Annotated in this window: 22 protein-coding genes and 1 tRNA gene; 11 read left to right on the forward strand and 12 right to left on the reverse strand. The window is 59.4% G+C overall.

The window, feature by feature from the left end:
- Window positions 1-21: 21 nt before the first annotated feature.
- The 6 genes from GRI41_RS13545 to GRI41_RS13570 all read right to left on the reverse strand — a co-directional run bounded on the left by GRI41_RS13545 (window position 22) and on the right by GRI41_RS13570 (window position 6180).
- The gene (locus tag GRI41_RS13545) at window positions 22-1068 is read right to left on the reverse strand and encodes an enoyl-CoA hydratase/isomerase family protein (RefSeq protein ID WP_160605675.1); all 1047 of its coding nucleotides are present in this window, start codon (window positions 1066-1068) and stop codon (window positions 22-24) included.
- A 160-nt stretch (window positions 1069-1228) separates the two neighbouring features.
- The gene (locus tag GRI41_RS13550; RefSeq protein WP_160605676.1) at window positions 1229-2371 is read right to left on the reverse strand and encodes an acyl-CoA dehydrogenase family protein; all 1143 of its coding nucleotides are present in this window, start codon (window positions 2369-2371) and stop codon (window positions 1229-1231) included.
- Complete coding sequence (locus GRI41_RS13555) at window positions 2368-2760, reverse strand: RidA family protein (protein ID WP_160605677.1); 393 nt, start codon at window positions 2758-2760, stop codon at window positions 2368-2370. Before GRI41_RS13555 ends, GRI41_RS13550 begins: the two co-directional genes overlap by 4 nt.
- Before the next feature lie 106 nt (window positions 2761-2866).
- A complete protein-coding gene (locus tag GRI41_RS13560) occupies window positions 2867-3286 on the reverse strand; it encodes a hypothetical protein (protein WP_160605678.1) in 420 nt (139 codons plus the stop codon).
- Between the two features lie 80 nt (window positions 3287-3366).
- Window positions 3367-4863 (reverse strand): CoA-acylating methylmalonate-semialdehyde dehydrogenase, encoded by a 1497-nt coding sequence (locus GRI41_RS13565; RefSeq protein WP_160605679.1) that lies wholly within the window; start codon window positions 4861-4863, stop codon window positions 3367-3369.
- Window positions 4864-4965: 102 nt separating this feature from the next.
- Window positions 4966-6180 carry a DUF819 family protein gene (locus GRI41_RS13570; RefSeq protein WP_160605680.1) on the reverse strand — a complete coding sequence of 405 codons (1215 nt, stop codon included), beginning with the start codon at window positions 6178-6180 and terminating at the stop codon, window positions 4966-4968.
- Window positions 6181-6261: 81 nt separating this feature from the next.
- Between GRI41_RS13570 and GRI41_RS13575 the strand changes: the two genes are divergently transcribed.
- The 3 genes from GRI41_RS13575 (at window position 6262) to GRI41_RS13585 (ending at window position 7680) form a co-directional block, all read left to right on the forward strand.
- Window positions 6262-6335: transfer RNA gene (locus GRI41_RS13575), tRNA-Gly, on the forward strand.
- Window positions 6336-6353: 18 nt separating this feature from the next.
- A complete protein-coding gene (locus GRI41_RS13580; protein WP_328600563.1) occupies window positions 6354-7418 on the forward strand; it encodes a YeiH family protein in 1065 nt (354 codons plus the stop codon).
- Window positions 7419-7431: 13 nt separating this feature from the next.
- The gene (locus GRI41_RS13585) at window positions 7432-7680 is read left to right on the forward strand and encodes a DUF6356 family protein (RefSeq protein WP_160605681.1); all 249 of its coding nucleotides are present in this window, start codon (window positions 7432-7434) and stop codon (window positions 7678-7680) included.
- A 7-nt stretch (window positions 7681-7687) separates the two neighbouring features.
- Here the strand turns inward: GRI41_RS13585 and GRI41_RS13590 are convergent, their stop codons facing one another.
- The 4 genes from GRI41_RS13590 to GRI41_RS13605 all read right to left on the reverse strand — a co-directional run bounded on the left by GRI41_RS13590 (window position 7688) and on the right by GRI41_RS13605 (window position 11926).
- A complete protein-coding gene (locus GRI41_RS13590; protein ID WP_160605682.1) occupies window positions 7688-8767 on the reverse strand; it encodes an acyl-CoA dehydrogenase family protein in 1080 nt (359 codons plus the stop codon).
- 3 nt (window positions 8768-8770) lie between these two features.
- On the reverse strand, window positions 8771-9979 hold the full coding sequence (locus GRI41_RS13595; RefSeq protein ID WP_160605683.1) for an acyl-CoA dehydrogenase family protein: 1209 nt from the start codon (window positions 9977-9979) through the stop codon (window positions 8771-8773).
- 74 nt (window positions 9980-10053) lie between these two features.
- Window positions 10054-11112: an NAD(P)-dependent alcohol dehydrogenase gene (locus GRI41_RS13600; RefSeq protein ID WP_160605684.1), complete on the reverse strand. Its 1059-nt coding sequence runs from the start codon at window positions 11110-11112 to the stop codon at window positions 10054-10056.
- Window positions 11113-11131: 19 nt separating this feature from the next.
- The gene (locus tag GRI41_RS13605) at window positions 11132-11926 is read right to left on the reverse strand and encodes an SDR family oxidoreductase (protein WP_160605685.1); all 795 of its coding nucleotides are present in this window, start codon (window positions 11924-11926) and stop codon (window positions 11132-11134) included.
- A 188-nt stretch (window positions 11927-12114) separates the two neighbouring features.
- Between GRI41_RS13605 and GRI41_RS13610 the strand changes: the two genes are divergently transcribed.
- The 7 genes from GRI41_RS13610 to GRI41_RS13640 all read left to right on the forward strand — a co-directional run bounded on the left by GRI41_RS13610 (window position 12115) and on the right by GRI41_RS13640 (window position 19736).
- Entirely contained in the window at window positions 12115-14970 is a 2856-nt protein-coding gene (locus tag GRI41_RS13610) for a TonB-dependent receptor (protein WP_160605686.1), read from the forward strand.
- Window positions 14970-16028 carry a phytase gene (locus GRI41_RS13615; RefSeq protein WP_160605687.1) on the forward strand — a complete coding sequence of 353 codons (1059 nt, stop codon included), beginning with the start codon at window positions 14970-14972 and terminating at the stop codon, window positions 16026-16028. Before GRI41_RS13610 ends, GRI41_RS13615 begins: the two co-directional genes overlap by 1 nt.
- Window positions 16007-17371: an alkaline phosphatase PhoX gene (locus GRI41_RS13620; protein WP_160605688.1), complete on the forward strand. Its 1365-nt coding sequence runs from the start codon at window positions 16007-16009 to the stop codon at window positions 17369-17371. The genes GRI41_RS13615 and GRI41_RS13620 overlap by 22 nt, the downstream gene beginning before the upstream one ends.
- A gap of 79 nt (window positions 17372-17450) precedes the next feature.
- Window positions 17451-18014, forward strand: coding sequence for a hypothetical protein (locus GRI41_RS13625; RefSeq protein ID WP_160605689.1), 564 nt, complete (start codon window positions 17451-17453; stop codon window positions 18012-18014).
- A gap of 97 nt (window positions 18015-18111) precedes the next feature.
- Window positions 18112-18573: a Dps family protein gene (locus tag GRI41_RS13630; protein ID WP_160605690.1), complete on the forward strand. Its 462-nt coding sequence runs from the start codon at window positions 18112-18114 to the stop codon at window positions 18571-18573.
- Window positions 18574-18651: 78 nt separating this feature from the next.
- Window positions 18652-19272 carry a 6-phosphogluconolactonase gene (locus tag GRI41_RS13635; RefSeq protein WP_160605691.1) on the forward strand — a complete coding sequence of 207 codons (621 nt, stop codon included), beginning with the start codon at window positions 18652-18654 and terminating at the stop codon, window positions 19270-19272.
- Complete coding sequence (locus GRI41_RS13640; protein WP_160605692.1) at window positions 19260-19736, forward strand: NUDIX domain-containing protein; 477 nt, start codon at window positions 19260-19262, stop codon at window positions 19734-19736. Before GRI41_RS13635 ends, GRI41_RS13640 begins: the two co-directional genes overlap by 13 nt.
- On the opposite strand, the gene dinB is transcribed toward GRI41_RS13640, so the two are convergent.
- Window positions 19722-20858, reverse strand: coding sequence for a DNA polymerase IV (gene dinB, locus GRI41_RS13645; protein ID WP_160605693.1), 1137 nt, complete (start codon window positions 20856-20858; stop codon window positions 19722-19724). The two genes, GRI41_RS13640 and dinB, sit on opposite strands and share 15 nt — an antisense overlap.
- 102 nt (window positions 20859-20960) lie before the next feature.
- Here dinB and GRI41_RS13650 point away from each other — a divergent pair, with 102 nt between their 5' ends.
- The gene (locus GRI41_RS13650) at window positions 20961-22217 is read left to right on the forward strand and encodes a multidrug effflux MFS transporter (RefSeq protein WP_160605694.1); all 1257 of its coding nucleotides are present in this window, start codon (window positions 20961-20963) and stop codon (window positions 22215-22217) included.
- 64 nt (window positions 22218-22281) lie between these two features.
- On the opposite strand, the gene GRI41_RS13655 is transcribed toward GRI41_RS13650, so the two are convergent.
- Window positions 22282-23280, reverse strand: a complete 999-nt coding sequence (locus tag GRI41_RS13655) for an aldo/keto reductase (RefSeq protein ID WP_160605695.1) — start codon at window positions 23278-23280, stop codon at window positions 22282-22284.
- Window positions 23281-23300 lie beyond the last annotated feature (20 nt).

Here is a 23300-nt window from a genome sequence, read left to right on the forward strand (position 1 = left end):
CCGTTCGGACGTTGCGAAAACCTATAGCGGCGACCACTCTTCGCCCTCGGGCAGCGGCGCGAAAATCGAATCCAGCAACTCCTCCGAAACGCCTTCGGGAGTGGCCGGATCCCATTTGGGATCGTGTGTCTTGTCGACAATCACCGCGCGCACGCCCTCGGCGAAATCTGGGCGCAGCAGCACGCGGCTGCCGATGCGGTATTCCATCCGCATATTGTCCGCGAAACTATCCAGTCTGGCGCTTTCGGCCAGTTGGCGCAGCGCGACTTTGCAAGTCTGCGGGCTTTTGGTGCCCAGCGTATCGCGCTCTTTCTCTGCCCAGGGATCGTCGCTGGCCTCGAGGCTGGCAATAATGTCCTCCAACGTGTCAGAGGCAAAATGCTTGGCTATCTTGTCGGCATTTCTGGCGACTCGTGCTTCGGGCGGGCTGCCGACCATTTCGGACAGAACGCCGCCGATTCGGCCGGGCTTTTCGATGATCCGTGCTTTGGCTTCGGCGATCATTTCGCTGGGTACGTAATGTGTCGCGAGGCCGGCCCACAGGCATTCCGCCCCGTCGAGCCGCGCACCGGTCAGCGCGAGGAATTGCCCCAATCGTCCGCCAAGCCGCGAAAGGTGCCAGCCGCCGCCGACATCGGGGAACAGCCCGATCCCCGTTTCGGGCATGGCAAAGCGGGTATTTTCGGTCGCGACGCGATATTTGGCGGGCAAGGAAATGCCCACGCCGCCGCCCATGGTGATGCCGTCCATGAAGCACACGATGGGCTTCGCATAGGTCATCATCTGGTGATTGAGCTGATACTCGTCATGGAAGAATTTGCGGCCCGACACGCCGCCATCTTCCAGCGCCGATTTGCGCAGCAGATTGATGTCGCCACCCGCGCAAAAGCCGCGCCCTTCGGCATGGTCCAGAATAACCGCTTCGATGCTGTCATCATCGGCCCATTCGGAAAGCGCCGCGATCATCGCGTGGCACATATCGAGCGTCAGCGCATGCAGCGCCTTGGGCCGGTTGAGCGAAATATGGCCGACACGGCCGTGGGTGTGGATCAAAACTTCGTCGGTCATAATTCCTCCCCGAAACGGGGAGGGGGACCACCGAAGGTGGTGGAGGGGCGCCCTGCCAAATTCCGGTCCAACATAATATGAAAAGGCAGACGGTGCCCCTCCACCATGCTACTCATGGTCCCCCTCCCCATGGTGGGGAGGATCGTGTCCTGCAATCGCATCACTGCCTCAACAAATCCCTGCCAACGATCATCCGCATCACCTGATTGGTGCCTTCAAGGATCGAGTGCACGCGCAGATCGCGCCAGAATCGTTCGATCGGATATTCGCGCAAATAGCCATAGCCGCCGAACAATTGCAGCGCGTTGTTGACGACATTGCTGCCGCTATCGGTCGCGAGCCGCTTGGCCATGGCCGAGAAGCGCGATTTGTCGGGCGCATTGTCGGTCACTTTCGCCGCCGCCAGATAAAGCAGCGCGCGCGCGGCCTCCAATTCGGTCGCCATATCGGCGAGCATGAATTGCGTGTTCTGGAAATCGGCGATGGGCGTATCGAACTGCTTGCGTTCCTTGGTGTAGGCAATTGCCTCGTCCAAGCACCGCTGCGCACCGCCAAGCGAACAGGCGCCGATGTTCAAGCGCCCGCCATCGAGCCCCATCATCGCGAAACGGAAACCTTCGCCTTCATCGCCAACGCGGTTGCTGACGGGGACTTTTGCATCTTCAAAGATCAGCTGCGCGGTGGGCGAGGCATTCCAGCCGAGCTTCTTCTCCGGCTTGCCGAATGTCAGGCCGGGCGTGTCCTTATCGACCACAAGGCAGGAAATGCCTTTCGATTTGTGATCGCCGGTGCGGACCATCACAACATAAACATCGTTGAAGCCGCTGCCCGAAATAAACTGCTTGGTGCCGTTGAGCACGTAATGATCGCCATCGAGCTTGGCGGTGGTTTTCAGACCTGCCGCATCCGATCCGCTGCCCGGTTCGGTCAGCGCATAGCTGGCGATTTTGTCGAGCGTGACCAGATCGGGCAGGTATTTTCCTTTCAGCTCTGCCGAACCGAACTGGTCGATCATCCACGAAGCCATATTGTGGATCGAGATATAGGCGCTGGTCGCGGGGCAGCCATAGGACATCGCTTCCATAATCAGCGCGGCCTCGAGCCGGCCCAGAGCGATCCCCCCGCTTTCTTCGGACACATAGATCGCGCCAAAGCCGAGCTCGCCGGTCTTCTGGATCACATCGCGCGGGAAATGCGCCTTCTCGTCCCATTCGGCCGCGAAAGGCGTGATATTGTCGGCGGTAAAGCGCTGCGCCATCTCCTGGATCGCAAGCTGGTCATCATTCAATTGAAACTGGCTCATTTGTCTGCCTCTACTATGGCTTCGGCCTCTATTTCCACTATCCATTCGGCGCGGCATAGCGTGGCCACGCCAACCATCGTGGCGGCGGGTTTTGCATCGCCGAAGAACCGCGCGTGGACCGCGCCCACCGCTTCCTGCTGGTCAATATCGGTCAGGAACATGCGTGTGCGCACGACATCCTTTGCGCTGCCGCCCAGATCCTCGATGGCTTTGACAATCAAGGCGCAGCACCGCGCCGCCTGTTCGCTCGCGCCGCCGGGTGTGGTTTCGCCATTGTCTTCAATCGGGCCAGTGCCGGCGACGATGATACGGTTGCCGTCTCTCACGGCGCGGGAGAAGCCGAATTGCTCTTCGAATGGCGAGCCGGATGTGGTGCGTTGTCTTGTCATGTCATCCCAAATTGGTTGATCGGCAGAAAGATTGAGATGGCGAGGGCAGAGTGTCTGCCAAAGCGGAAAGCGGCGAATGCAAAGTAGGTTAGGTTTCGCCTGACGCTCATGGACAACGAATCCCTTCGAAGTTCGGTATCTCTCCATGTACAGAGCTCGGATGCGAGATTAATATTTTGGAGCCACCCTCAGCTAGCTTTAGCACCACAACCTCAATCTGGTTTCTTCCATCTGAAGTCATCTCGAGATCGACTTCGGTTCCCCATTCTTGTTCCTCACCAATCCAGACCGCATCTCCTGCGGACGCGGCAAGAAAAGTCGGCGTCCTGCCTCGGAGTTGATAGTCGTCAGGGAACTGAATTTCGTTGGGCTTCACCGCCACGATGCTTCCGTCGATTTGGGTACAGTCATCTAGTGCTCCCCAACTCCAGCGCCCCAAATACCCCTCGGGCATTGCGGCCAAACCAGGAGGACGCTCCCTCATGGCCGGTAGGTCGGGGTGGCTGCCGTAGGGGTCAGACATCATCTCGAGAGCGTCGCTATCGCGCTCTTGGCATCCGGACAGCAGAAAGCCGGTGATAAGTGTCAGACACCAACGCACCTCAATCACCCCATCGTTGGAATAACAAACGCGTTGCTGCCATCTCCGCCGCCATCGGGCCAGCGTTGGGTGATCTTTTTGACCTTGGTCCAGAATTTCAGCCCCTCGGTCCCATATTGGTCGGTGTCGCCAAAGCCGCTGCGCTTCCATCCGCCAAAGCTGTGATAGCTGACCGGAACGGGGATCGGCACATTGATCCCGACCATGCCGACATTCACACGGCTGGCAAATTCGCGCGCGGCGTGGCCGTTGCGCGTGAAGATCGCGACGCCATTGCCATATTGGTGATCACTGGGCAGGCGCACGGCCTCTTCGAAATCATTGGCGCGCACGATCTGCAGGACGGGGCCGAAAATCTCTTCCTGATAGCTTTTCATTTGCGGGGTTACATTGTCGAGCAAAGTGGGGCCGACAAAGAACCCGTCTTCATGCCCCTGCAAGCTGAATCCGCGCCCGTCGATCACCACCTCAGCGCCTTCTTCTTCCGCCACGTCGATCCAGCGTTCGATGCTGGCTTTGTGCTCGGGCGTGACCACCGGGCCGTAATGCGCATCGGGATCGGTCGAGACGCCAACGCGCAGTGCGTTGATCGCGGGAATCAGTTTTTCCTTGAGCTTTTCGGCTGTGTCCTGACCCACCGGAACCACTACCGGCAGCGCCATGCAGCGTTCGCCCGCAGAACCGAAAGCCGCGCCTGCCAGATCGTTGACCACCTGATCCAGATCGGCATCGGGCATCACAATCCCGTGGTTCTTCGCGCCGCCCATCGCCTGCACGCGTTTGCCGTTCTCGACCCCGCGCTTGTAGACATAATGCGCGATGTCGGAGGAGCCGACAAAGCTGACCGCGGGAATGTCTGCATGGTCAAGAATGGCATCGACCATTTCCTTGTCGCCATGGACAACTTGCAGCAGCCCCTCGGGCGCGCCCGCTTCGACGAACAATTCGGCGAGGCGCACCGGCACGCTGGGATCGCGCTCAGACGGTTTCAGGATGAAGGCGTTGCCCGCCGCAATCGCCATGCCGAACATCCACATCGGGATCATTGCGGGGAAGTTGAACGGGGTGATGCCTGCGCCGATGCCCAGCGGTTGGCGGCTGGAATAGACATCGATGCCGGGGCCAGCGCCGAGCGTATATTCGCCTTTGAGAACTTGCGGGATGCCGCAGGCATATTCGATCACTTCGAGCCCGCGCTGGACATCACCCTTTGCGTCATCGACGACTTTGCCGTGCTCGCTCGAAAGCAGCTCGGCCAATTCCTGCATATTGGCTTCGATCAGTTCCTTGAACTTGAACATCACCCGCGCGCGGCGCTGCGGATTGGTCGCGGCCCATGCCGGCTGGACTTCTTTGGCATTGGCGACGGCCTTGTCGAGCAATGCGGCATCGCCCAGGCCAACTTCCGCCTGGACTTCGCCGGTGGAGGGATTCCAGATTTTATGGGTGCGGACCGGGGCCGCGCCGCCGCCGCTTGGCATGAAGTGATTGACCTGACGCATTGCGCATCTCCTGCAAAGTCGCGTGAACTATTATTGCGCGCTCCATAGCGCGTTCACTGACTCAATGCGACTCTTGTGATGGCGTTCCGGCGGACCGGTGCGCTAGCCGACCAGACTCATCAGATAGGCCGTCAGGATCGCTCCATAGGTTCCCACGGCATAGCCGAGCACCGCCAGCAAAACCCCCACCGGAGCCAGCGCGGGATGGAATGCGGCGGCCAGAACGGGCGCCGATGCCGCGCCGCCGACATTGGCCTTGCTGCCAATCGCCACGAAGAAAAACGGCGCCTTGATCATCCGCGCGACTGCCAGCAGCAGGATTGTGTGGATCAACATCCAGATGATCCCGATGGCCATAAAGGCAGGCGCATCGGCGATCTTGAGAATGTTCATCTTGGTCCCGATCACCGCGACCAGCATGAAGATAAACAGCGTGCCGAATTTCGATGCGCCGATCCCTTCCAGATCGCGGGCGCGGGTGAAGCTGGCGATCAGGCCGATCGTGGTCGAGACGACCACCACCCAGAAGAAGCTGCTCGCCAGCGTTGCTTCCTCGCCCCACAGCTCGGCAAAGAACCCGCCAACAAATGTCGCCACCAGATGGCATAGGCCAACCACGGCAAAGGTCGCGCCAAACAGCAGAATATAGTCATTGGCGCTGGCCACACGTTCGGTGGAGGCGGTGTAATCGGCCATTTTGTCGCGCAGGCGGTCAATCGCGCTGCTGTCTGCCTTGAGCCAGCCATCGACGCGTTTGCTGTCGCCCGCGCCGTAAAGCAGGAACGCCATCCAGATATTGGCGACAATGATATCGACCGCGATCAGCGCGGAGTAGTTCTCGATATTATAGCCATAGACTTCGAGCATCGCGGTCTGGTTTGCGCCGCCGCCGATCCAGCTTCCCGCCAGCGTCGCCAGCCCGCGCCATGCCGCATCCGCGCCGGTGCCGATGATCGCCGGGTCAAACTGCGCCACGATCCACAAGGCAATCGGCCCGCCGATGATGATCCCGGCGGTGGCGGTGAAGAACATGATAAGCGCTTTGGAACCCAGCCCGATCACGCCCTTCATGTCGATGCTCAGCGTCATCAGGAACAATGCGGCGGGGAGGAAGTAATCCTTGGCAATCGGCCACAGATTGCTTTCATCGACATTGATCAGCCCGAAGGTGACCATCAAGGACGGCAGCAGATAGCACACCAGAATGATCGGGATGAAGGTGTAGAATTTCTTCCATCCCTCGCGATCGCGGGTGAAAAACACAAAAGCCAGCACCGCTGCCAGCAAGCCCAGTATCACGCGATCATCGGTTATCATCTAAGTCTCTCTTCCGCAGCTTGCCCGGTGATCCGTGTTGACGCCTTATGCGGCGCAGTGCAATCGCGCAAAGGCGATTATGCGGGTGTAGCTCAATGGTAGAGCAGCAGCTTCCCAAGCTGACGACGAGGGTTCGATTCCCTTCACCCGCTCCAGTTTGATTGGGGGTAAAGGTGCCGGATCCAGGACGCGATGCCTATTTCATGGCTGACCTGTATGGCGAAATGCAGCTGGCCGAACCGGCGGCGAAGCGCACGATCGGGTCCTATGTTCCGGGGCTGGTACTGGTCGCGGTGGCGGCGCTTGCATCGCTCTGGCTGAGCGAACATTACGGCCCGCCTGCGATTCTGATGGGGCTGCTGATCGGTCTGGCGCTCAATTTCGTGAGCGCTGACAAACGGCTTTCGGCCGGGCTTGATCTGGCATCGCAGACTTTGCTGCGGATCGGGATTGTCCTGCTCGGCCTGCGGATCACATTTGCCGAGATTTCGGGGTTGGGCGTGTCGCCCTTTGTCATGCTGATCGGGATAATGACCGTGGTGATATTGGTGGGCGTGTTCACCGCGCGATTGTTCAAACAGGATATGCTGTTCGGCCTGCTCGCGGGCGGGGCAACGGCGATTTGCGGGATATCGGCGGCGCTCGCGCTGTGGAGCATCATCGGCGAAAAGCGCATTGGCCAATCGCAATTTACCATCGTGGTGCTGGGCATCACGATTGCCAGCGCAGCGGCGATGACATTCTATCCCGCGATTGCCGGATTTCTGGGACTGTCGGACACGCAGGCAGGCTTTCTGATCGGCGCGTCGATCCATGATGTGGCGCAGTCGATTGGCGGCGGTTTCGCCTATTCGGAAAATGCCGGCGAAGTCGCCACGGTGGTCAAACTCTCGCGCGTGACCTTGCTGGTGCCGGTGTTGCTGATTGTCACTCTGGCGCTGCAGAAATTCGGCGGGGGCGCTGAAGGCGGGAAGTTCAGCCTGAAGCAGGGCCTGCCATGGTTCATCGTCGGTTTTGTCGTGCTGGTGGCGGTGAACAGCCTGGTTGCTCTGCCCGATACGGTGGCAGAAACGGGCGCGAAAGCGGCCAGCACATTGCTGCTTTTCGCGGTGATTGCCGCCGCGATCAAATCCAATCTGGCGGGGCTGCTGTCGCATGGCTTGCGGTCATTCGGGCCGGTCATTATGACCACGATCACTGCTTTCGCATTGTCGCTTCTCGCGGTGCAAATGCTGTAAATCCGGAGCTCAAATGAACATCTTTACCGAACACCCCAAATCAGTCGGCGAGACCTATGCGGAACATTTCCGCACCGCGACCAGCTTCGGCTTTCCGATGATTACCGCGGGCGCGGCCTGTGTGCTGCACGGCATTTTCCCCTTCATGTTCGAGAAGACCGGCAGCAATCTGGTGCGCAAGCTGTATGACCGGATGGTCACCAACCGCGTGAAAATGACGCATGAAAGCGCTGACGGGCAGCAGCTCGACTGGTGTATCTGATCGCCGGTCAGGCCAGCGTGCCGACTTTCCGCAAATGATATTCAAAGCCGCCTAGCAGCGCATCATTGGCCAATATCCGCTTGTGCAAATGGCTGATGCTGAGCTCGTCTGTCATGCCCACGCCGCCATGCGTTTGGATCGCCGCTTCGCCAATTTCGCGGCCCAGCTTTCCGGTTTGCCCCTTCAGGATTGCGATATCTTTCGGCCCTGCCTGCCCCGCTTCGATCAGGGCGGCGGTGTAAAGCATTGTCGCGCGCGCTTTGCTGTAAGCGATTTTCATGTCGGCGAGCCGGTGGGCGATGGTCTGGAAGGTCATGATCGGGACGCCGAATTGCTTGCGCGTCGCGGCATATTCGGCGGTCTGTCTCAGCAACGCCCCCATCGCGCCGATGCTTTCTGCCGAGATCGCAAGGATTGCATTGTCGAGCAGCGTGCGGATCGCGTCCGATGCATTGCCCAGCAGCAGCGAGGCCGGCGCTGCGTCAAAGCGGATATTGGCCGCACGCCGACCGTCGATGGTGGGATAGGATGTTATCGCAACTCCCTCTGCTGCCGGATCGACGGTGAAAAGCGCCAGCGTGTCGCCATGCCTTGCGGCGACCACCAGCACATCGGCATCGGCCCCGCCCAGCACCATGCGCTTCTCCCCGCTCAGCGTGATGGCATCGCCGCTGCCGCCTGATTGCATCGCCACGGCTTCGGGATCGGGGGTGCCGCGCCCTTCTTCATAGGCGAAGGCGGCAATCGCCTCTCCGCCCATGACTTTTTCGAGCCAGTCGGAATTGCCCGCGGCCAGAGCCGCTCCGCCCAAGGCCACGCTGGCAATAAAGGGCTCGGCCAGCAAATGCGCGCCAAAGGGTTCGGCAATCGCGACCATTTCCGAAGCGCCGCCGCCAAAGCCGCCATGTTCTTCGCTGAAAGGCATGCCGAGAACGCCCAGTTCGGCAAATTGCCCCCACACATCGCGCGACCAACCCGCTTCGGAGCGGACAATCGCATTGCGCTGGTCAAAATCGTAATTCTTGGCGAGGAAGCCCGAGAGGCTGTCGCGCAGCATTTGCTGTTCGTCGGTGAAAGTGAAATCCATCGCTTAATTCTCCAGCCCGACAGTTCGCGAGATAAGGTCCCGCTGGACCTCGTTGCTGCCCGCATAGATAGTCGTCGCGCGGCTGTTGAGGTAATAAGGCATCGCCACCAGATCGAGATCGGTCCCCAGCGGTTCGACATTGGCCCCGACTCGCAAAGCCTCGTTCTGGAACGGGATCGCCTCGGTCCCGCAGACCTGCGTGATCATCACCGTCACCCGCTGGACCAGTTCCGAATTCATCGTCTTGTTCATTGACGGGAAGGACGGGTCTTTGGAAATCGGATGCCCGCTGACCGACAGTTTTTCAAAATGTTCGTAGCTGGCGATATCGGCTTCCAATTCGCCCATATCGCGCTGGAACACCGGATCTTCGGACAGCATCGTGCCAAAGCCGCTTGGGGTTGTTTTGGCGGCTTCGCGGGCGCGCTCCAGACCGCGTTTCAGCGTCGGGCTGGCCGCGCTGCCGCCGCGTTCGTGCTTCAGAAGATGCTTGGCGACGGTCCACCCGTCATTTTCCTCACCCACGCGGCCCGATTGCGGAACGCGGACATTGTCGAAGAACACTTCGCATTGTTCGGGGCTGCCATCGAGGCCGATGATCGGGCGGATTTCCATGCCCGGATAATCGACCCGGTCGAGCAGGAGGAAAGTGATGCCTTGCTGTTTCTTGCCCGAATTGTCGGTCCGCACCAGCATGAACATGCGGTTCGCGTGATGCGCGTAAGTCGTCCAGATCTTGCTGCCATTGATGATGTAGTCATCGCCGTCCTTGTCTGCGCGGCAGCTCAGCGAGGCGAGGTCCGATCCCGAGTTTGGCTCAGAATAGCCCTGCGTCCAGAAATCCTTGCCCGCCAGAATTCCGGGCAGATATTTCTTCTTCTGTTCTTCGGTGCCGAGATCGATCAGCAGCGGCCCGACCATGCCAAGGCTTTGCGGCAGCAGCGGCGGCAGGTCGCGTTTCCGGTATTCCTCGGCAAAAATATAGCGCTGCTCGACCGACCAGCCGGTGCCGCCATATTCCTCTGGCCATGACGGCGCGGCCCAGCCTTTCTTGTAAAGGATCTGGTGCCATTCCATGCACTGGTCGAACGGCGCGAAAACGCTGGTCAGCTTGCGCCCAGCCTCGCGGATCGCTGGCGTGGGGGCTTCATCGAGAAAAGCGCAGACTTCGGCGCGAAATTCCTCAAGCTCGGGGCTGAAATCAATATCCATTATGTCCCTTTTCCAGTGAAGGCGGCAAGGCGCGGTACCAGATCACGCGTTGCGCGCTCTCCCAAATTTCGCGATCACAGCGTACTCATATCGATCACAAAGCGATATTTCACATCGCTCGCTTCCATCCGCTCATAGGCCTCGTTGACCTCGTCCATGCGGATCATTTCGATGTCGGGCGCGATGCCTTTCTCGGCGCAGAAATCGAGCATTTCCTGCGTTTCGGCAATCCCGCCAATCCCGCTGCCGGTCAGGATCTTGCGTCCGCCCAGCAGCAAACCGGTGTGCATTTCGGGCATCATGTCGATCATGCCCACCAGCACCTGCGCGCCATCCAGTTTCAGCAGCCGCAAATAGGGCGCGACATCGTGTTTCACCGGAATGGTGTTGAGCACCAGATCGAAATAGCCGGTCTTGGCGCGCATCGCGGCTTTGTCGGTGGTGATGAGCAAGTCCGCTGCGCCGAGCGCCAATGCGTCTTCGCGCTTGCTTTCGCTGCGGCTGAGCACGGTGACTTCCGCGCCCATCGCAACGGCGAATTTGACGCCCATATGGCCAAGCCCGCCAAGCCCCGCGACCGCGACTTTGCTGCCCGGTCCGACATTCCAGGTGCGCAAAGGCGAATAGCTGGTGATCCCCGCGCACAGCAGCGGCGCGGCATCTTCCATGCTCAGCGCGTCGGGCACTTTGATCACAAATTCATCGCGGCACACAATCCGGTTGGAATAGCCGCCCTGCGTCTTAGTGCCGTCATGCAGATCGGTCCCGCCATAGGTGCCGACCATTCCGCGCTGGCAATATTGTTCCAGACCCTGCTCGCAGTGGTCGCAGCTTTTGCAGCTATCGACCATGCATCCGATCGCAACCCGGTCACCGATTTTATGCGCGCTGACGGCATCGCCAACTGCCGCGACGGTTCCGGTAATTTCGTGCCCGGGCACAATCGGATAGTTCGTGCGGCCCCAATCATTGCGCGCAGTGTGCAAATCCGAATGGCAAATTCCGCAATGCGAAATGTCGATCAGCACATCATTGTCGCGCAGCCCGCGCCGGGTGAATTCGAAAGGTGCCACTCCGCTTTCGGGCGATGTCGCGGCATAGCCTGTGGCGGGATATTCGTTGGTCTGTGTCATGTTTGCTCCCGGCTCCGGCCTATCGCGGCGGCATCCGGATTGCCCCATCGAGACGGAACTGGTGGCCGTTAATATAGGTGTTGCGGGCAATCTCGACGATCAGAGAAGCAAACTCCTCCGGCTCTCCCAACCGTTTGGGGAAGGGCACACTGGCGTTCAATTGGTCCCACATTTTGGGATTGCGGTCTTTCATGCCGAGCATCAGCGGAGTCGCAAAAATCCCCGGCATGACCGAATTTACCCGGATGCCCATATCCATCAGATCGCGCGCCATCGGCAGAACCAGCCCGTTCACACCCGATTTGCAGCTGCCATAGATTGTCTGCCCGATCTGTCCGTCCTGCGCGGCGACCGAAGCGGTCAGCGTGATTGATCCGCGCTCCCCGTCATCATTGAGCGCTTCGGCATTCGCCATTCCCAGGGCAGAATGCGAAGCGACGCGGTAACTCGCCACCAGAATGCCTTCGGCGCCAAAGGCGTAATCCTCTGTCGGCAAGCGTTTGTAGCAGTGGTTTTCCTTGTCCCAGCCCAGCGTTTTGCCGCGCTTGCTGGCCATCGCGCAATGGACCGTCACGCGTTCCTGCCCGTTGGCAGCGCGCGCTGCTTCGAAACCGTCAACCACCGATTGTTCATCCATGATATCGACATGGTGGAATGTGCCGCCAATGGCCTTGGCATGCGCTTCGCCATCTTCGTCATTGATATCGAAAATCGCGACTTTCAGCCCGGCATCGGCCAGAGCTTGCGCGCTGGCGCGGCCCAATCCCGAAGCGCCGCCGGTTACAACTGCGGCCATGCCCGCTTCCAATTTCATATATCTCTCCCTTGGTCAGACACACTTGTGGGCTGACCGGCGCATTTGAGGCAAGCAAAAATACGCCCGATGTTTGACAGTTTTGTCACACAAAGCCTGTCGATTGTCATCGCTTGGTCACCAAACTGTCTCTTTGGAGTCACTTGCAGTGCCTAGCGCGCCCCCAACTTCTGATTTGGGGCTTTACCATGAAACATACTCGATTGATTCTGACCACTTGTGCAGCGGCGGTTGCGGCCAATATTGCCACGCCCGCTTTCGCTGGCGATGTCACTGGCTATGTCGTTGACGGCAGCGACACTGTCGCGCTGCAGGCCGCCGAAGTTACCATTGTCGAACTGGGCCGCACGGCCACGGCGGAAAGCGATGGCAGCTTCTTTTTCGGCAATGTGGCCGAGGGCACATATACGCTGGTCGCGCGCTTTGTCGGCGCAGACAGCGTCACCCAAACGGTGGACGTTCCCGCGAACGGTGTGGTGCGGGTCGATTTTAGCATTGGCGGCGCGGATGGCGAAATCCTGGTCATCGGCCAGAGCGCGAACCTTGCCAGCGCCCTGTCGCGCAAACGCGCCGCTGATGGTGTCAGCGATGTCCTGACTCGCGATGCGATCGGCCAGTTTCCTGACCAGAATGTGGCCGAATCGCTGCGCCGCGTCCCTGGCGTCAATGTCTTGAACGATCAGGGCGAAGGCCGGTTTGTATCGGTCCGCGGCCTTGATCCGGGCCTTAACGCGACATCGCTCAACGGTGTACGCTTGCCCGCGCCGGAAAGCGATGTCCGCTCGGTCGCACTCGATGTCATTTCCAGCGACATTATCGAATCGATCGAGATCAAGAAATCGCTCACTCCGGATCTGGATGGCGACACGATCGGTGCTTCTATCGAGATCAACACCACCAGCGCATTTTCGCGCAAGAAAGACCTGCTCACTGCCAAGATCGAAGGCAGCTACAACCGCTTGTCCGATTCGCTTTCGCCCAAAGGCAGCGTGGATTTTGCCAGCAGGCTCAGCGACAATGTCGGCGTGTCGGGCGGCGTTTCCTTCTACCGCCGCAAATTCGAAACCGACAATATCGAAGCCGATGGTTGGGAAGATGCCGGATCGGGACCATTCGCAACCGAAGTCCAGTATCGCGATTATGACGTTGAGCGCGAACGCATCAGCGCCACGCTCGGCTTCGATTTCCGCGTTGGCGACACCACAGAGCTTTATGCCAAAGGTGTGTGGAGCCAGTTTGACGATCAGGAATATCGCCGCCGTTTGACTTTCGATCTGGGTGATTTCGATGGCGGCGCCAGCAGCCAGACAGGCACCGGCGCAACGTTCAGCGATGCCGATGAAGAATTTACCGTAGAACGCGATGTGAAAGACCGTTTCGAACGCCAGCGTATCCGCAGCGTCGTTATCGGCGGCGAGACCGAAACCAATGGCTGGCGCGCCGAATACTCGCTGGCCTATTCCAAATCCAGCGAGCGCGAGGATGGCTCTATCGATCCGACCCAGTTCGAGCGTGATTTTGACGGTGACGGCCTGACAGTCGGGTTCGATTACAGCGATCCGCGCGTCCCGACCTATTCGGTATCGGGCAATACCGCAGATTTCCTCGATCCGTTTGAATATGAACTCAACGATATCGAGCTGACCGCGCTATCCAACGCGCAGGACGAAGAATGGGCGGCCAAAGTCGATCTCGCGCGCGAATTCCTGCTGGATAATGGATCCTTCACTGTGCAGGCCGGCTTTAAAGGCCGCTGGCGCGAAAAAAGCTACGACAAGAATGTCGAGTTTTACGAATATGACGGGCCGGGCGATTACACTTTGGGCGATGTTCTGGGTTCGCAGACTTACCAAATCGCCGATCTGTCACCGATCCCGGATTCGACCGCGCATACAACATTCTTCCGCAGCAATTTTGACCAGTTCGAATTGCAGGAAGTGGATTCGCAATTCGATTCAGCGGTGGAGGATTACCGCGTCGATGAAGATGTGATGGCCGGATATCTGTTGGGCCGTCTGGAAACCGACAATCTGCTGGTCATCGGCGGTGTCCGTTACGAACGGACCAAGAATGTCATCACCGGCAACAATGTCACCCTGTTTGAAGAAGATGCGACTCTGCCCGATGGCAGCACCGCAACTGACGATACGGTGATTGTCACCCCGACGACTTTTGACCGCAATTACGAACATTGGCTGCCCAGCCTGAATATCCGCTACGAAGCGCAGAATGATCTGATCTTCCGCCTCGCCGGATATCGCAGCATTGTCCGGCCGCGTCTGGGCAAACTGGCGCCGCGTTTCGCAGTTGAAGTCAATGATGATGACGAGATCGAAGGCGAATTCGGCAATCCGGCGCTGGTCCCGTTCGAGGCATGGAATTTTGACGCTACGGCGGAATATTACATGTCGTCCAACGGCGCGATCACTGCCGGGTTCTTCTACAAAGACATCAAGAATTTCATCGTCGATGCCGAAGTGGATACGCCCGGCGTTTTCAACGGCATCGCGTTTGATGAAGCGGTTATTCCGATCAACGGCCCCAGCGGCGAAGTGTGGGGCGTGGAGCTTGGCTTCGCGCAAAGCTTCGACTTCTTGCCGGGTGTCCTTAGCGGTCTGATCCTGCAAGCGAACTATACCTATACCGATGCAATGGGCAGTGTTCCTGACGGATCATTCACCGACACCGCATCGGTCAACACCTTCCGCAATGTGCCGCTGCCGTCATCATCCAAACACACGTTCAACGGCGTGATCGGCTATGAAAAAGGCCCCTTCGAGATGCGTCTGGCGGGTACCTACCGCGACAAATATCTCGACGAGCTGGGCGGTTCGCCAAACAGCGACCGCTATGTCGATGACCATTTCCAGCTCGATTTCAGCGCGAAGTTCAAAGTGAACGACAACGTCAAGCTGTTCTACGAATGGATCAACATCAACGATGCCAAATATTTTGCCTATAACAATCTGGGCAATCAGCAGAATCTGTACCAATACGAAGAATATAACTGGACGATGAAATTCGGTGCGAGGGTGACGTTCTGATGCGGATTCACTTTACTGGAATGGCGGCGCTGGCCGCCAGCCTGACAGCCAGCTTGGGCGGCTGCGGGGCGCCGATGGTGATGGGTGATCCGGCGGTTTCGGTGACGGCGCTGGCCGAAACCGTGCCTGTCGGAACCGCCAATGATGATGCTGCGGACGACCCGGCAATCTGGCGTAATGCGGACAATCCCGAAGCCAGCTTCATTGTCGCGACCGACAAGAAGGCGGGATTGTATGTCTATAATCTCGACGGGAAGATCATGGACTTCAATCCGGGCGGGCTGCTCAACAATGTTGATCTGCTCGATCTGGGTGCGCTGGGCGTGGTGGTGGCGGCAAGCGACCGGACCGATCCGCTCCAGTCGCGCGTGGCGCTGTACCGGCTGGATACCAAGGCGGGCAAATTGCAATCCATCGGTTCGATCGCCAGCGGCGCGGGCGAAGCTTACGGGCTGTGCATGTCGGCCAAGGCCGGCGGGCAAAGCGTGTTTGCGGTGCTGAAAGACGGCACTATCCGCGAATATTCGCTCGACAATCTGGGCGGACCAAACCCCCAGCCATCGGGCCCCTTGCTGCGCGAATTTTCCGTCCCGACACAGCCCGAAGGCTGTGTCGTCGATCCGCGCAACGGCACGCTCTATATAGGCGAGGAAAACGCCGGCATCTGGCGGTTTGCCGATGGCGCGACTACCGGGCAACTGGTCGCCGCAATCGACAACAAGCAATTGGTCGCTGACGTCGAAGGACTGGCCATTGCGCTTGATGGCAAGGATGGCGGTTGGCTGATCGCATCGAGCCAGGGCGATAACAGCTATGCCCGCTACCGCCTGCCCGACATGGAACCCACCGGGCGCTTCCGCATTGCCGCGGGTGCTTATGGTGCGACCGAGGAAACAGACGGGATTGCGCTTCACACCGGAAATTTCGGCGCGCGCTTCCCGGGGGGTGTTTTTGTGGCGCAAGATGGTAAGAACGAACCATCCGCTCAAAACTTCAAACTTGTCTCATGGCAAGATGTAGAGAAAGCCCTCGACACATGGAAAAAGCCAACCCCGTGACCGCATCCGGCACTATCAGCCAAAACCGCCGCCAGTTTCTGGGCGCGACCGGAACCGCATTTGCCGCGCTGGTGGCCAGCGGTTGTTCGACCGGGGGCAGCAGAATCGCGACCGCGGCGGCAAGCCCGGCCAATTTCACCGGCTATGGCGATCTGGTTCCCGATCCGGCGGGCATGCTCGATTTGCCCAAGGGCTTTTCCTACAAAGTCATTTCCAAGCTTGGCAATCCGATGAGCGACGGGCTGACCGTGCCCGACGCGGCGGACGGGATGGGCTGTTTCGATCTTGGCAATGGCAAAATCGCGCTGGTCCGCAATCATGAATTGATGCCGCGCCCCGAATATCTGCAGGACATTCCCGAAGGTTTTGACCGGATCGAAGGCAAAGCGGTGATGCCCGGCGGCACCACCACCATCGTTCTCGATGCAGAAACGCTGGAGATCGAACAAGAATATTACTCGCTCGCGGGAACAGTGCGGAACTGTTCGGGCGGCATCACCCCTTGGGGCACATGGCTGACCTGCGAGGAAGCCGTGTTCAGCGCCAGCGACAAGAACGACCATGATCATGGCTGGGTGTTCGAAGTGCCCGCCGATGCCGGCAAGCTGGTCAATCCCGCGCCGCTGAAAGCGATGGGGCGTTTCAATCACGAAGCTGCCTGCGTCGATCCGGTAACCGGCATTGTCTATCAGACCGAAGATCGCGGCGACTCGATGCTGTACCGCTTCATCCCCAATGTGCCGGGCAAGCTGGCCGAAGGCGGCAAATTGCAAGCGCTGGCGCTGGTCGATGGCACCACCGACAGCCGCAATCACGAAGGTGTGACGATGCAGGTTGGCGATATGCACGAAGTGCGCTGGATCGATCTCGATGATGTCGAATCGCCCGACGATGATCTGCGGACGCGCGCGGCGGCGCAAGGCGGCGTCAAATTTGCGCGCGGCGAAGGTATCCATTGGGGCGAGGGCGAGCTCTATTTCGCCTGCACCAGCGGCGGTGCGGCCAAAGTCGGGCAGATTTTCAAACTGGTTCCCGGGCGCGGAAAACGGTCAGACGGGCTGCAGCTGTTCTTCGAAAGCACCGATCCCGACCAGTTCAATTATGGCGACAATGTCTGCGTCCAGTCGAACGGCCATCTGATTGTCTGCGAAGACCAATATACCGATGTCGTGACCAACCATCTGCGCGGCATCACGCCGGAAGGCGTGGCCTATCCGCTGGCGCTGCTGCGTATCCAGACCGAACCTGCGGGCGCGTGTTTCTCCCCCGACGGCAAGACCATGTTCGTCAATGCCTACAGCCCCACGGCAACGCTGGCGATCACAGGGCCGTGGTTCGGCTGAAACCCGCCTAACGGGTCCAGATAGAGACAGGTCGGGCGCGGTGCTGGCGCTGCCGCAATGGCGGCGCTAGACCGCTTTCATGTCCGGATTTCTCTTCGCTCTTGTTGCGGTGATGGCCACATCGCTTGGCAGCCGCGACCAATTGCTGATTGCCAATATCGCCGCGAAGCTGGGGCGCAGCACCGGGCTGCTGCTGGTCGGCTGCGCGGTGGCGATTGGCACTGCGGTGGCGATGACTTTCGCCGGGCAATATATCGCCGCAATGCTGCCCAGCGCGGGCAAGACCATGCTGGTCGCATTCGCGCTGATGATCGCCGCGGCCGAACTTGCCTGGCCCAACAAGCGCAGCCTGATCAAGGAACCCACGCGATCGCTCGTGGCGATCGGTCTGGTGCTGCTCGCCCGGCAAATGGGCGATGGTTCGCGGTTCCTGATTTTCGCATTCGCTGCCGGGTCGGGCATCCCGTGGTTTGCCGGAATTGGCGGCGCGCTGGGCGGGATTGGCGCGGTGATTGTCGGCTGGTTTCTGGCAGAGGAATTGGCGGGCAAACTGCCTTTGCGAAAGCTGAGGATTGCGATGGCCGTTGCCTTGGCAATTGCCGCAATTGCAATCGGCTTGTCGGCACGCGGATTGCTCGGTTAATCGCTTTTGTCGATCACTAAAGCCAAAACTTATAGGGAAACCCGATGTTGGGAAAGCCGTTGAATAGACATATATCGCAACTAGAAAGGAATTTCCCATGACCGACACAGGCAACAATTCGAAAGCGGCGCTGGTAAGCGAGTTGAACGGACTTCTGGCCGACCATATGGCGCTGTTCTTCAAGACCAAAAATTTCCACTGGCACGTGGCGGGGCCGCGTTTCCGCGATCTCCATCTTTTGTTTGACGAACAGGCAATCGCGCTTCGCGACCAGATCGACATTATCGGCGAGCGCGTGCGCAAGCTGGGCGCAAACACGCTGACATCGATCGGTTCGGTGGCGCAAAATACCCAAGTGAAAGACCAGGACGACGTGTCGCTCTCGGCCGAAGCGATGGTTACCGAGCTGCGCGATGACAATGCGGCGATGGTCAAGCGCTTGAAAGCAATGAAACCGCTGGCGGACCAGGCGGGCGACAACGCCACTGACGGCTTGCTCGATGACTGGACCGACGCAGCCGAAGAACGCGTCTGGTTCCTCACGCAAACGCTGCAATAATTCGGTAATTCGTATGCATCGCTGCCCTAGCACCCGCACGGCATTTCGCCGGCGCGGGTTGCTTGGTATAGGGCGGCGATGGACAATCTGACGATCATCGAAAATGCCGATAACGCCGCCATTGCTGCGTGGCTGCGGGAACGGCTTTCATCAGCGCTCGGCGCGGCTGACGGACGCATTGCAATCAGCATTCCGGGTGGTTCGACACCTTTTCCCGTTCTCGAAGAATTGATCGACGGATCGCTCGATTGGCGCCGGATCGATGTGTGGCCGGGCGATGACCGGATCGTTCCCGAAGATCACGAAGCCAGCAACACCGGAAAGATCCGGGCCTTGCTCGAACCGGCGGGTGCCAACATCGTCGCGCTGAGCGAAGACGCGCAGCCGCCGCATTTTGCGCTGGTATGGCTGGGAATGGGCGCGGACGGGCATATCGCCTCTTTGTTTCCCAATACCGATCCGCGGGTGGATGACCCGCAGGCGATGCGCCGGTTGACGCCCGACCCATTGCCACCCGAAGCCCCGTTTGACCGGATCACGATGACGATACCGGCGCTGCTTAACAGCGATGCTCTGGCCTTTGTCATTCGCGGCGATGATAAGCGCGCGGTGTTCGATACGGCGGTGAACGCAGCGCATGATCTGCCTATCGCGCGGCTGCTGGCGGCGGCAGACCAGCCGGTCACATGCTTCGCCTGATCCCCGCGCCTTTGCACCGGCTGCTCTATAAAACCGCCGATTTTTTGCGCAGCCTGTGGTGGCAAATTGCCCGACCGCAAATCGAAGGCGCCGCCGTTGTGGCAACCGATGCGCAAGGGCGCTTGCTGCTGATCCGGCTGAGCTATGGATCGGGCGGGTGGAACATTCCCACCGGCGGAGTAAACCGCGCAGAAGAACCGGTCGATGCCGCGCGCCGTGAATTGCGCGAAGAAACCGGATGCGAGGCGGAGACAATCGTGCCGCTGGGCGTACAACACACCATTATCCACGGTGCGCGCAACAGGGTTCACGTGTTTGCCGCGAAAGTTTCCGGACCGCCTGCGGCCGATATGCGCGAAGTGATCGAAGCGCGGATGTTCGCGATGGACTCGCTGCCCGAACCGCTGACCAAGACAACGCAGCGGCGGCTGGACCTGTATCGCTCCGTGTCAGAGCAGCGATAATTGCGCGGTATCGGGTTTGCGTTCCTCGCTGTTCTTGTCGCCTTCCAGATTGGACAGCGTCAGCCCCATCAACCGGATCGGCAAAGGTAGGGGCAGCAATTCCTCCAGCAATTCGTGCCCGATGCGCGCGAACTCCATCTTGTCGGCGACATTGCCGGCCAGCGACTTGGCGCGGGTCAGCGTGGTGAAATCGGTATATTTCAGCTTCAGCGTGACCGTGCGCCCTTTCGCTTCGGCGCGCTCTATCCGCTCCCACACGATGTCGATAATGTTGTCCATCGCTTCGCGCAGCGCCGCGCCGCTGGAGATATCTTCGCTGTAGGTCCGTTCCCCGCCCAGCGATTTGCGGATCCGGTTGGCGCGCACCGGGCGCAAATCAATCCCACGTGCCGCGCGGTAGAGATAATCCCCCATGCTGCCGAAATTGGCGCGGAGAAATTCGACATCCTTGGCCGCCAGATCGGCCCCGGTTTCGATCCCGAGTTTGGCCATCTTTTCCGCGCCTTTCGGGCCAACCCCGTGAAACCGGCGAACGGGCAGCGAGGCGACAAATTGCGCGCCTTCGCCCGGTTTGATCACGCACATCCCGTCGGGCTTGTTCTGATCGCTGGCAAGCTTGGCGATAAATTTGTTGTAACTCACCCCCGCGCTGGCGGTGAGGCCGGTCTGCTGTTTGATCCGTTCGCGGATCAGCTGGGCAATCCGGGTAGCGCTGCCGATGCCGTGAATGTCATCGGTTACATCGAGATAGGCCTCATCAAGGCTGAGCGGTTCAACATGCGGGGTGAAATAACGGAAAATCTCGCGGATTTTGGCGGAGGCTTCCTTATAGGCATCAAAGCGGTGGCGCACGAAAATCAGATCGGGGCAGAGCCGCTTTGCAGTGACCGATGGCATTGCCGAACGCACACCAAATTTGCGCGCTTCATAGCTGGCGGCGGCGACCACTCCGCGCCCGCCCGATCCGCCAACTGCAACCGGCTTTCCGCGCAATTCGGGATTGTCGCGTTGTTCCACGCTGGCGAAAAACGCATCCATATCGACATGGATGATTTTGCGCAGGCCGCCTTCTTCTTCCCCGGCGTCCGCTTGTCCGCCGTTCTGATCGCCTTCATCCGCCATGCCCCCCGAATACACGCATTGGAACGAAAGCGGAACTATTGTGCACAGGCCTGCAACAAAATCTTGCTGGCCTTTCCGCGCTGAACCGCGCAAGGCCCATAGATGATTTCCCGAACCGAACCCGCCAAAAAGTCGCTGGGCGAGCGCGAGATGATCGTGCTGATGGCTTTGTTGATGAGCCTGCAAGCTTTCGGCATCGATGCGATGCTGCCCGCGCTGGGCGAGATGGCGAAAGAACTTTCCGCAACCGGCAATAACCGCCAGTTCGTGATCAGCGCCTATTTTCTGGGCGCCGGATTGGGGGCATTTTTCCCCGGCGCATTTGCCGACAAATTCGGCAGGCGGCCGGTGCTGTTTGTGGGCCTGTTGTCCTATATTGTCCTGTCAATCGGCTGCGCGCTGGCGACCAGTTTTGAATGGCTGATCGGTCTGCGACTGATGCAAGGGATCGCCTGTGCAGGATTGAGCGTGGTGCCTGCCGCGATTGTCCGAGACCATGTCGGCGGCGACCGGATGGCGCGGTTGATGAGCCTGATCATGATGATCTTTTTGGTGGTGCCGATTGTCGCACCCGCGATCGGGCAGGTGATCCTGATGCTGCTGGGATGGCGCGCGATATTCGGCGCGATGGCAGTGATGGGGACGCTTGTTGGCTTGTGGGTATGGCTGCGCCTGCCCGAAACGCTGACCGAAGCAAATGCGCAGGATATCCGCCCGCTGACCATTCTGCGGAATATGAAAGAAGCGCTTATCCGCCGCGAATCGATCGGGTATGTGGTGGGTAGCGCGCTGGTGTTCGGCAGCCTGTTCGGATTTCTCAATTCCAGCCAGCAGCTCATTTCCGAAAGCTTCGGTGCGGGCGATTATTTTGCGATCATCTTCGGCTCTTCGGTGCTGGGTATGGTGGGTGCGAACTTCCTCAATTCGCGGATCGTGGAACGGTTTGGCGCGCGCCGCGTAGGGCACACGGCTCTGATCGGTTTCGGCATTGTCAGCCTTGCCCAGCTCTGGTCCGCGAGCCAGCCGCAACAATCGCTGTTCCAGTTCATTCCGCTGCTGGCGCTGTCGATGGCTATGCTGGGCTTTATCGGGGCCAATTTTAGCGCCATCGCAATGCAGCCGTTCCAGCATATTGCCGGGGCCGCATCGTCGATCCAGACCAGCATTCGCATGACAACGGGCGCGGTTCTGGGCGGGGCTATCGGGCAGGCCTATGATGGCACTGCGCAGCCTTTGGCCATGTCGATGTTGGCCTGTTCTGTGCTCGGTTTGGCTCTTGTCCTGTTTTCAGAACGGATGAAGCTGTTCCGCGCGCCGGGCGAAGCGCGCCGATATATGCAAATGCACGGAAATTATTAGGCCTTGCTGCCCAGCTTGGGCCACGCAATATCCGCAAATTCGCGCAGCAGCGGGTCGACAACGCTTAGGCTGCGCCCTCAAACTCCTCGCTATCGATTGAGGCCCGTCCCTCTGGCGAATAGCGGTGACCAGACACGGTCTCGAAATTGATCAGTTGATCGACCTTTTCGAGCAGCGCAGGGTCAACCGTCAGATCGCCCGAAGCGAAATTGTCTTCCAGATGTTCGATGCTGGTGGTGCCGGGGATGACGTGGACGTGATCGCCCTGCGCCAGCACCCATGCGAGCGAGAGTTGCGCGGCGGTCATTCCAGCGCCTGCTGCCAGATCACAGAATTGCGCGATCAGCGCGTCATTGGTGGGCCAGTGCTCCTCCAGGAAGCGCGGCATGGTGCGCCGGAAATCGCGCTCACCCAGTTCCGAAGGCACCAACCCCCCGCATAGCGCGCCGCGCCCGACCGGCGAGAAAGCAACGAAGGCGATTCCCAATTCGGCGCAGGTCTCTAGCGGGCCGAGTTCGGGATTGCGCGTCCATAGCGAGTATTCGCTTTGTACTGCGGTGACGGGATGTTCGGCATGCGCCTCACGGATATGCGCCGACGACCATTCGGAAACGCCGTAGCCGCCGATTTTGCCAGCCTCCACTGCCCGCGACAGCGCACCGACGCTTTCTGCAATCGGCACCTTTGGATCGAAACGGTGCATGTAATAAAGGTCAATGTGATCGGTCTTGAGGAGCTCAAGGCTGATCTCAAGCTGCTCGGTAATCCGTTCCGGGCGGCAATCGATTGCGCGGTTTTTGCCTTCAACGATGATCCCGGTTTTTGAGGCAAGGTAGAATTTCTCACGGCGGTCCGACAGCGTCTCACCAATCAGTGTCTCATTGTCGCCGAGGCCATAAATGCGCGCGGTGTCGAGATGGTCGGTGCCGATGTCGATTGCGCGATTGAGCAGCTTCTGCCGTTCTTCCTGGGGCGGCTTATCGCCATAGGCCCAGGACAGGCTCATGCACCCCAGACCAACCGGATGCACCATACGGTTTCCAAGTTTGCGTTTGCTTGTCATCACCCTACCATCCTCTGATT

The sequence above is a fragment of the Pontixanthobacter aquaemixtae genome (assembly GCF_009827395.1).
Classification (GTDB): Bacteria; Pseudomonadota; Alphaproteobacteria; order Sphingomonadales; family Sphingomonadaceae; genus Pontixanthobacter; species Pontixanthobacter aquaemixtae.

What these genes read in the sequence shown, in the direction of transcription:
- GRI41_RS13545 (WP_160605675.1), bottom strand. Translation starts at nt 1,068, where the DNA reads ATGACCGACGAAGTTTTGATCCACACCCACGGCCGTGTCGGCCATATT.
- GRI41_RS13550 (WP_160605676.1), bottom strand. Translation starts at nt 2,371, where the DNA reads ATGAGCCAGTTTCAATTGAATGATGACCAGCTTGCGATCCAGGAGATG.
- GRI41_RS13555 (WP_160605677.1), bottom strand. Translation starts at nt 2,760, where the DNA reads ATGACAAGACAACGCACCACATCCGGCTCGCCATTCGAAGAGCAATTC.
- GRI41_RS13560 (WP_160605678.1), bottom strand. Translation starts at nt 3,286, where the DNA reads ATGATGTCTGACCCCTACGGCAGCCACCCCGACCTACCGGCCATGAGG.
- GRI41_RS13565 (WP_160605679.1), bottom strand. Translation starts at nt 4,863, where the DNA reads ATGCGTCAGGTCAATCACTTCATGCCAAGCGGCGGCGGCGCGGCCCCG.
- GRI41_RS13570 (WP_160605680.1), bottom strand. Translation starts at nt 6,180, where the DNA reads ATGATAACCGATGATCGCGTGATACTGGGCTTGCTGGCAGCGGTGCTG.
- GRI41_RS13585 (WP_160605681.1), top strand. Translation starts at nt 7,432, where the DNA reads ATGAACATCTTTACCGAACACCCCAAATCAGTCGGCGAGACCTATGCG.
- GRI41_RS13590 (WP_160605682.1), bottom strand. Translation starts at nt 8,767, where the DNA reads ATGGATTTCACTTTCACCGACGAACAGCAAATGCTGCGCGACAGCCTC.
- GRI41_RS13595 (WP_160605683.1), bottom strand. Translation starts at nt 9,979, where the DNA reads ATGGATATTGATTTCAGCCCCGAGCTTGAGGAATTTCGCGCCGAAGTC.
- GRI41_RS13600 (WP_160605684.1), bottom strand. Translation starts at nt 11,112, where the DNA reads ATGACACAGACCAACGAATATCCCGCCACAGGCTATGCCGCGACATCG.
- GRI41_RS13605 (WP_160605685.1), bottom strand. Translation starts at nt 11,926, where the DNA reads ATGAAATTGGAAGCGGGCATGGCCGCAGTTGTAACCGGCGGCGCTTCG.
- GRI41_RS13610 (WP_160605686.1), top strand. Translation starts at nt 12,115, where the DNA reads ATGAAACATACTCGATTGATTCTGACCACTTGTGCAGCGGCGGTTGCG.
- GRI41_RS13615 (WP_160605687.1), top strand. Translation starts at nt 14,970, where the DNA reads ATGCGGATTCACTTTACTGGAATGGCGGCGCTGGCCGCCAGCCTGACA.
- GRI41_RS13620 (WP_160605688.1), top strand. Translation starts at nt 16,007, where the DNA reads ATGGAAAAAGCCAACCCCGTGACCGCATCCGGCACTATCAGCCAAAAC.
- GRI41_RS13625 (WP_160605689.1), top strand. Translation starts at nt 17,451, where the DNA reads ATGTCCGGATTTCTCTTCGCTCTTGTTGCGGTGATGGCCACATCGCTT.
- GRI41_RS13630 (WP_160605690.1), top strand. Translation starts at nt 18,112, where the DNA reads ATGACCGACACAGGCAACAATTCGAAAGCGGCGCTGGTAAGCGAGTTG.
- GRI41_RS13635 (WP_160605691.1), top strand. Translation starts at nt 18,652, where the DNA reads ATGGACAATCTGACGATCATCGAAAATGCCGATAACGCCGCCATTGCT.
- GRI41_RS13640 (WP_160605692.1), top strand. Translation starts at nt 19,260, where the DNA reads ATGCTTCGCCTGATCCCCGCGCCTTTGCACCGGCTGCTCTATAAAACC.
- dinB (WP_160605693.1), bottom strand. Translation starts at nt 20,858, where the DNA reads ATGGCGGATGAAGGCGATCAGAACGGCGGACAAGCGGACGCCGGGGAA.
- GRI41_RS13650 (WP_160605694.1), top strand. Translation starts at nt 20,961, where the DNA reads ATGATTTCCCGAACCGAACCCGCCAAAAAGTCGCTGGGCGAGCGCGAG.
- GRI41_RS13655 (WP_160605695.1), bottom strand. Translation starts at nt 23,280, where the DNA reads ATGACAAGCAAACGCAAACTTGGAAACCGTATGGTGCATCCGGTTGGT.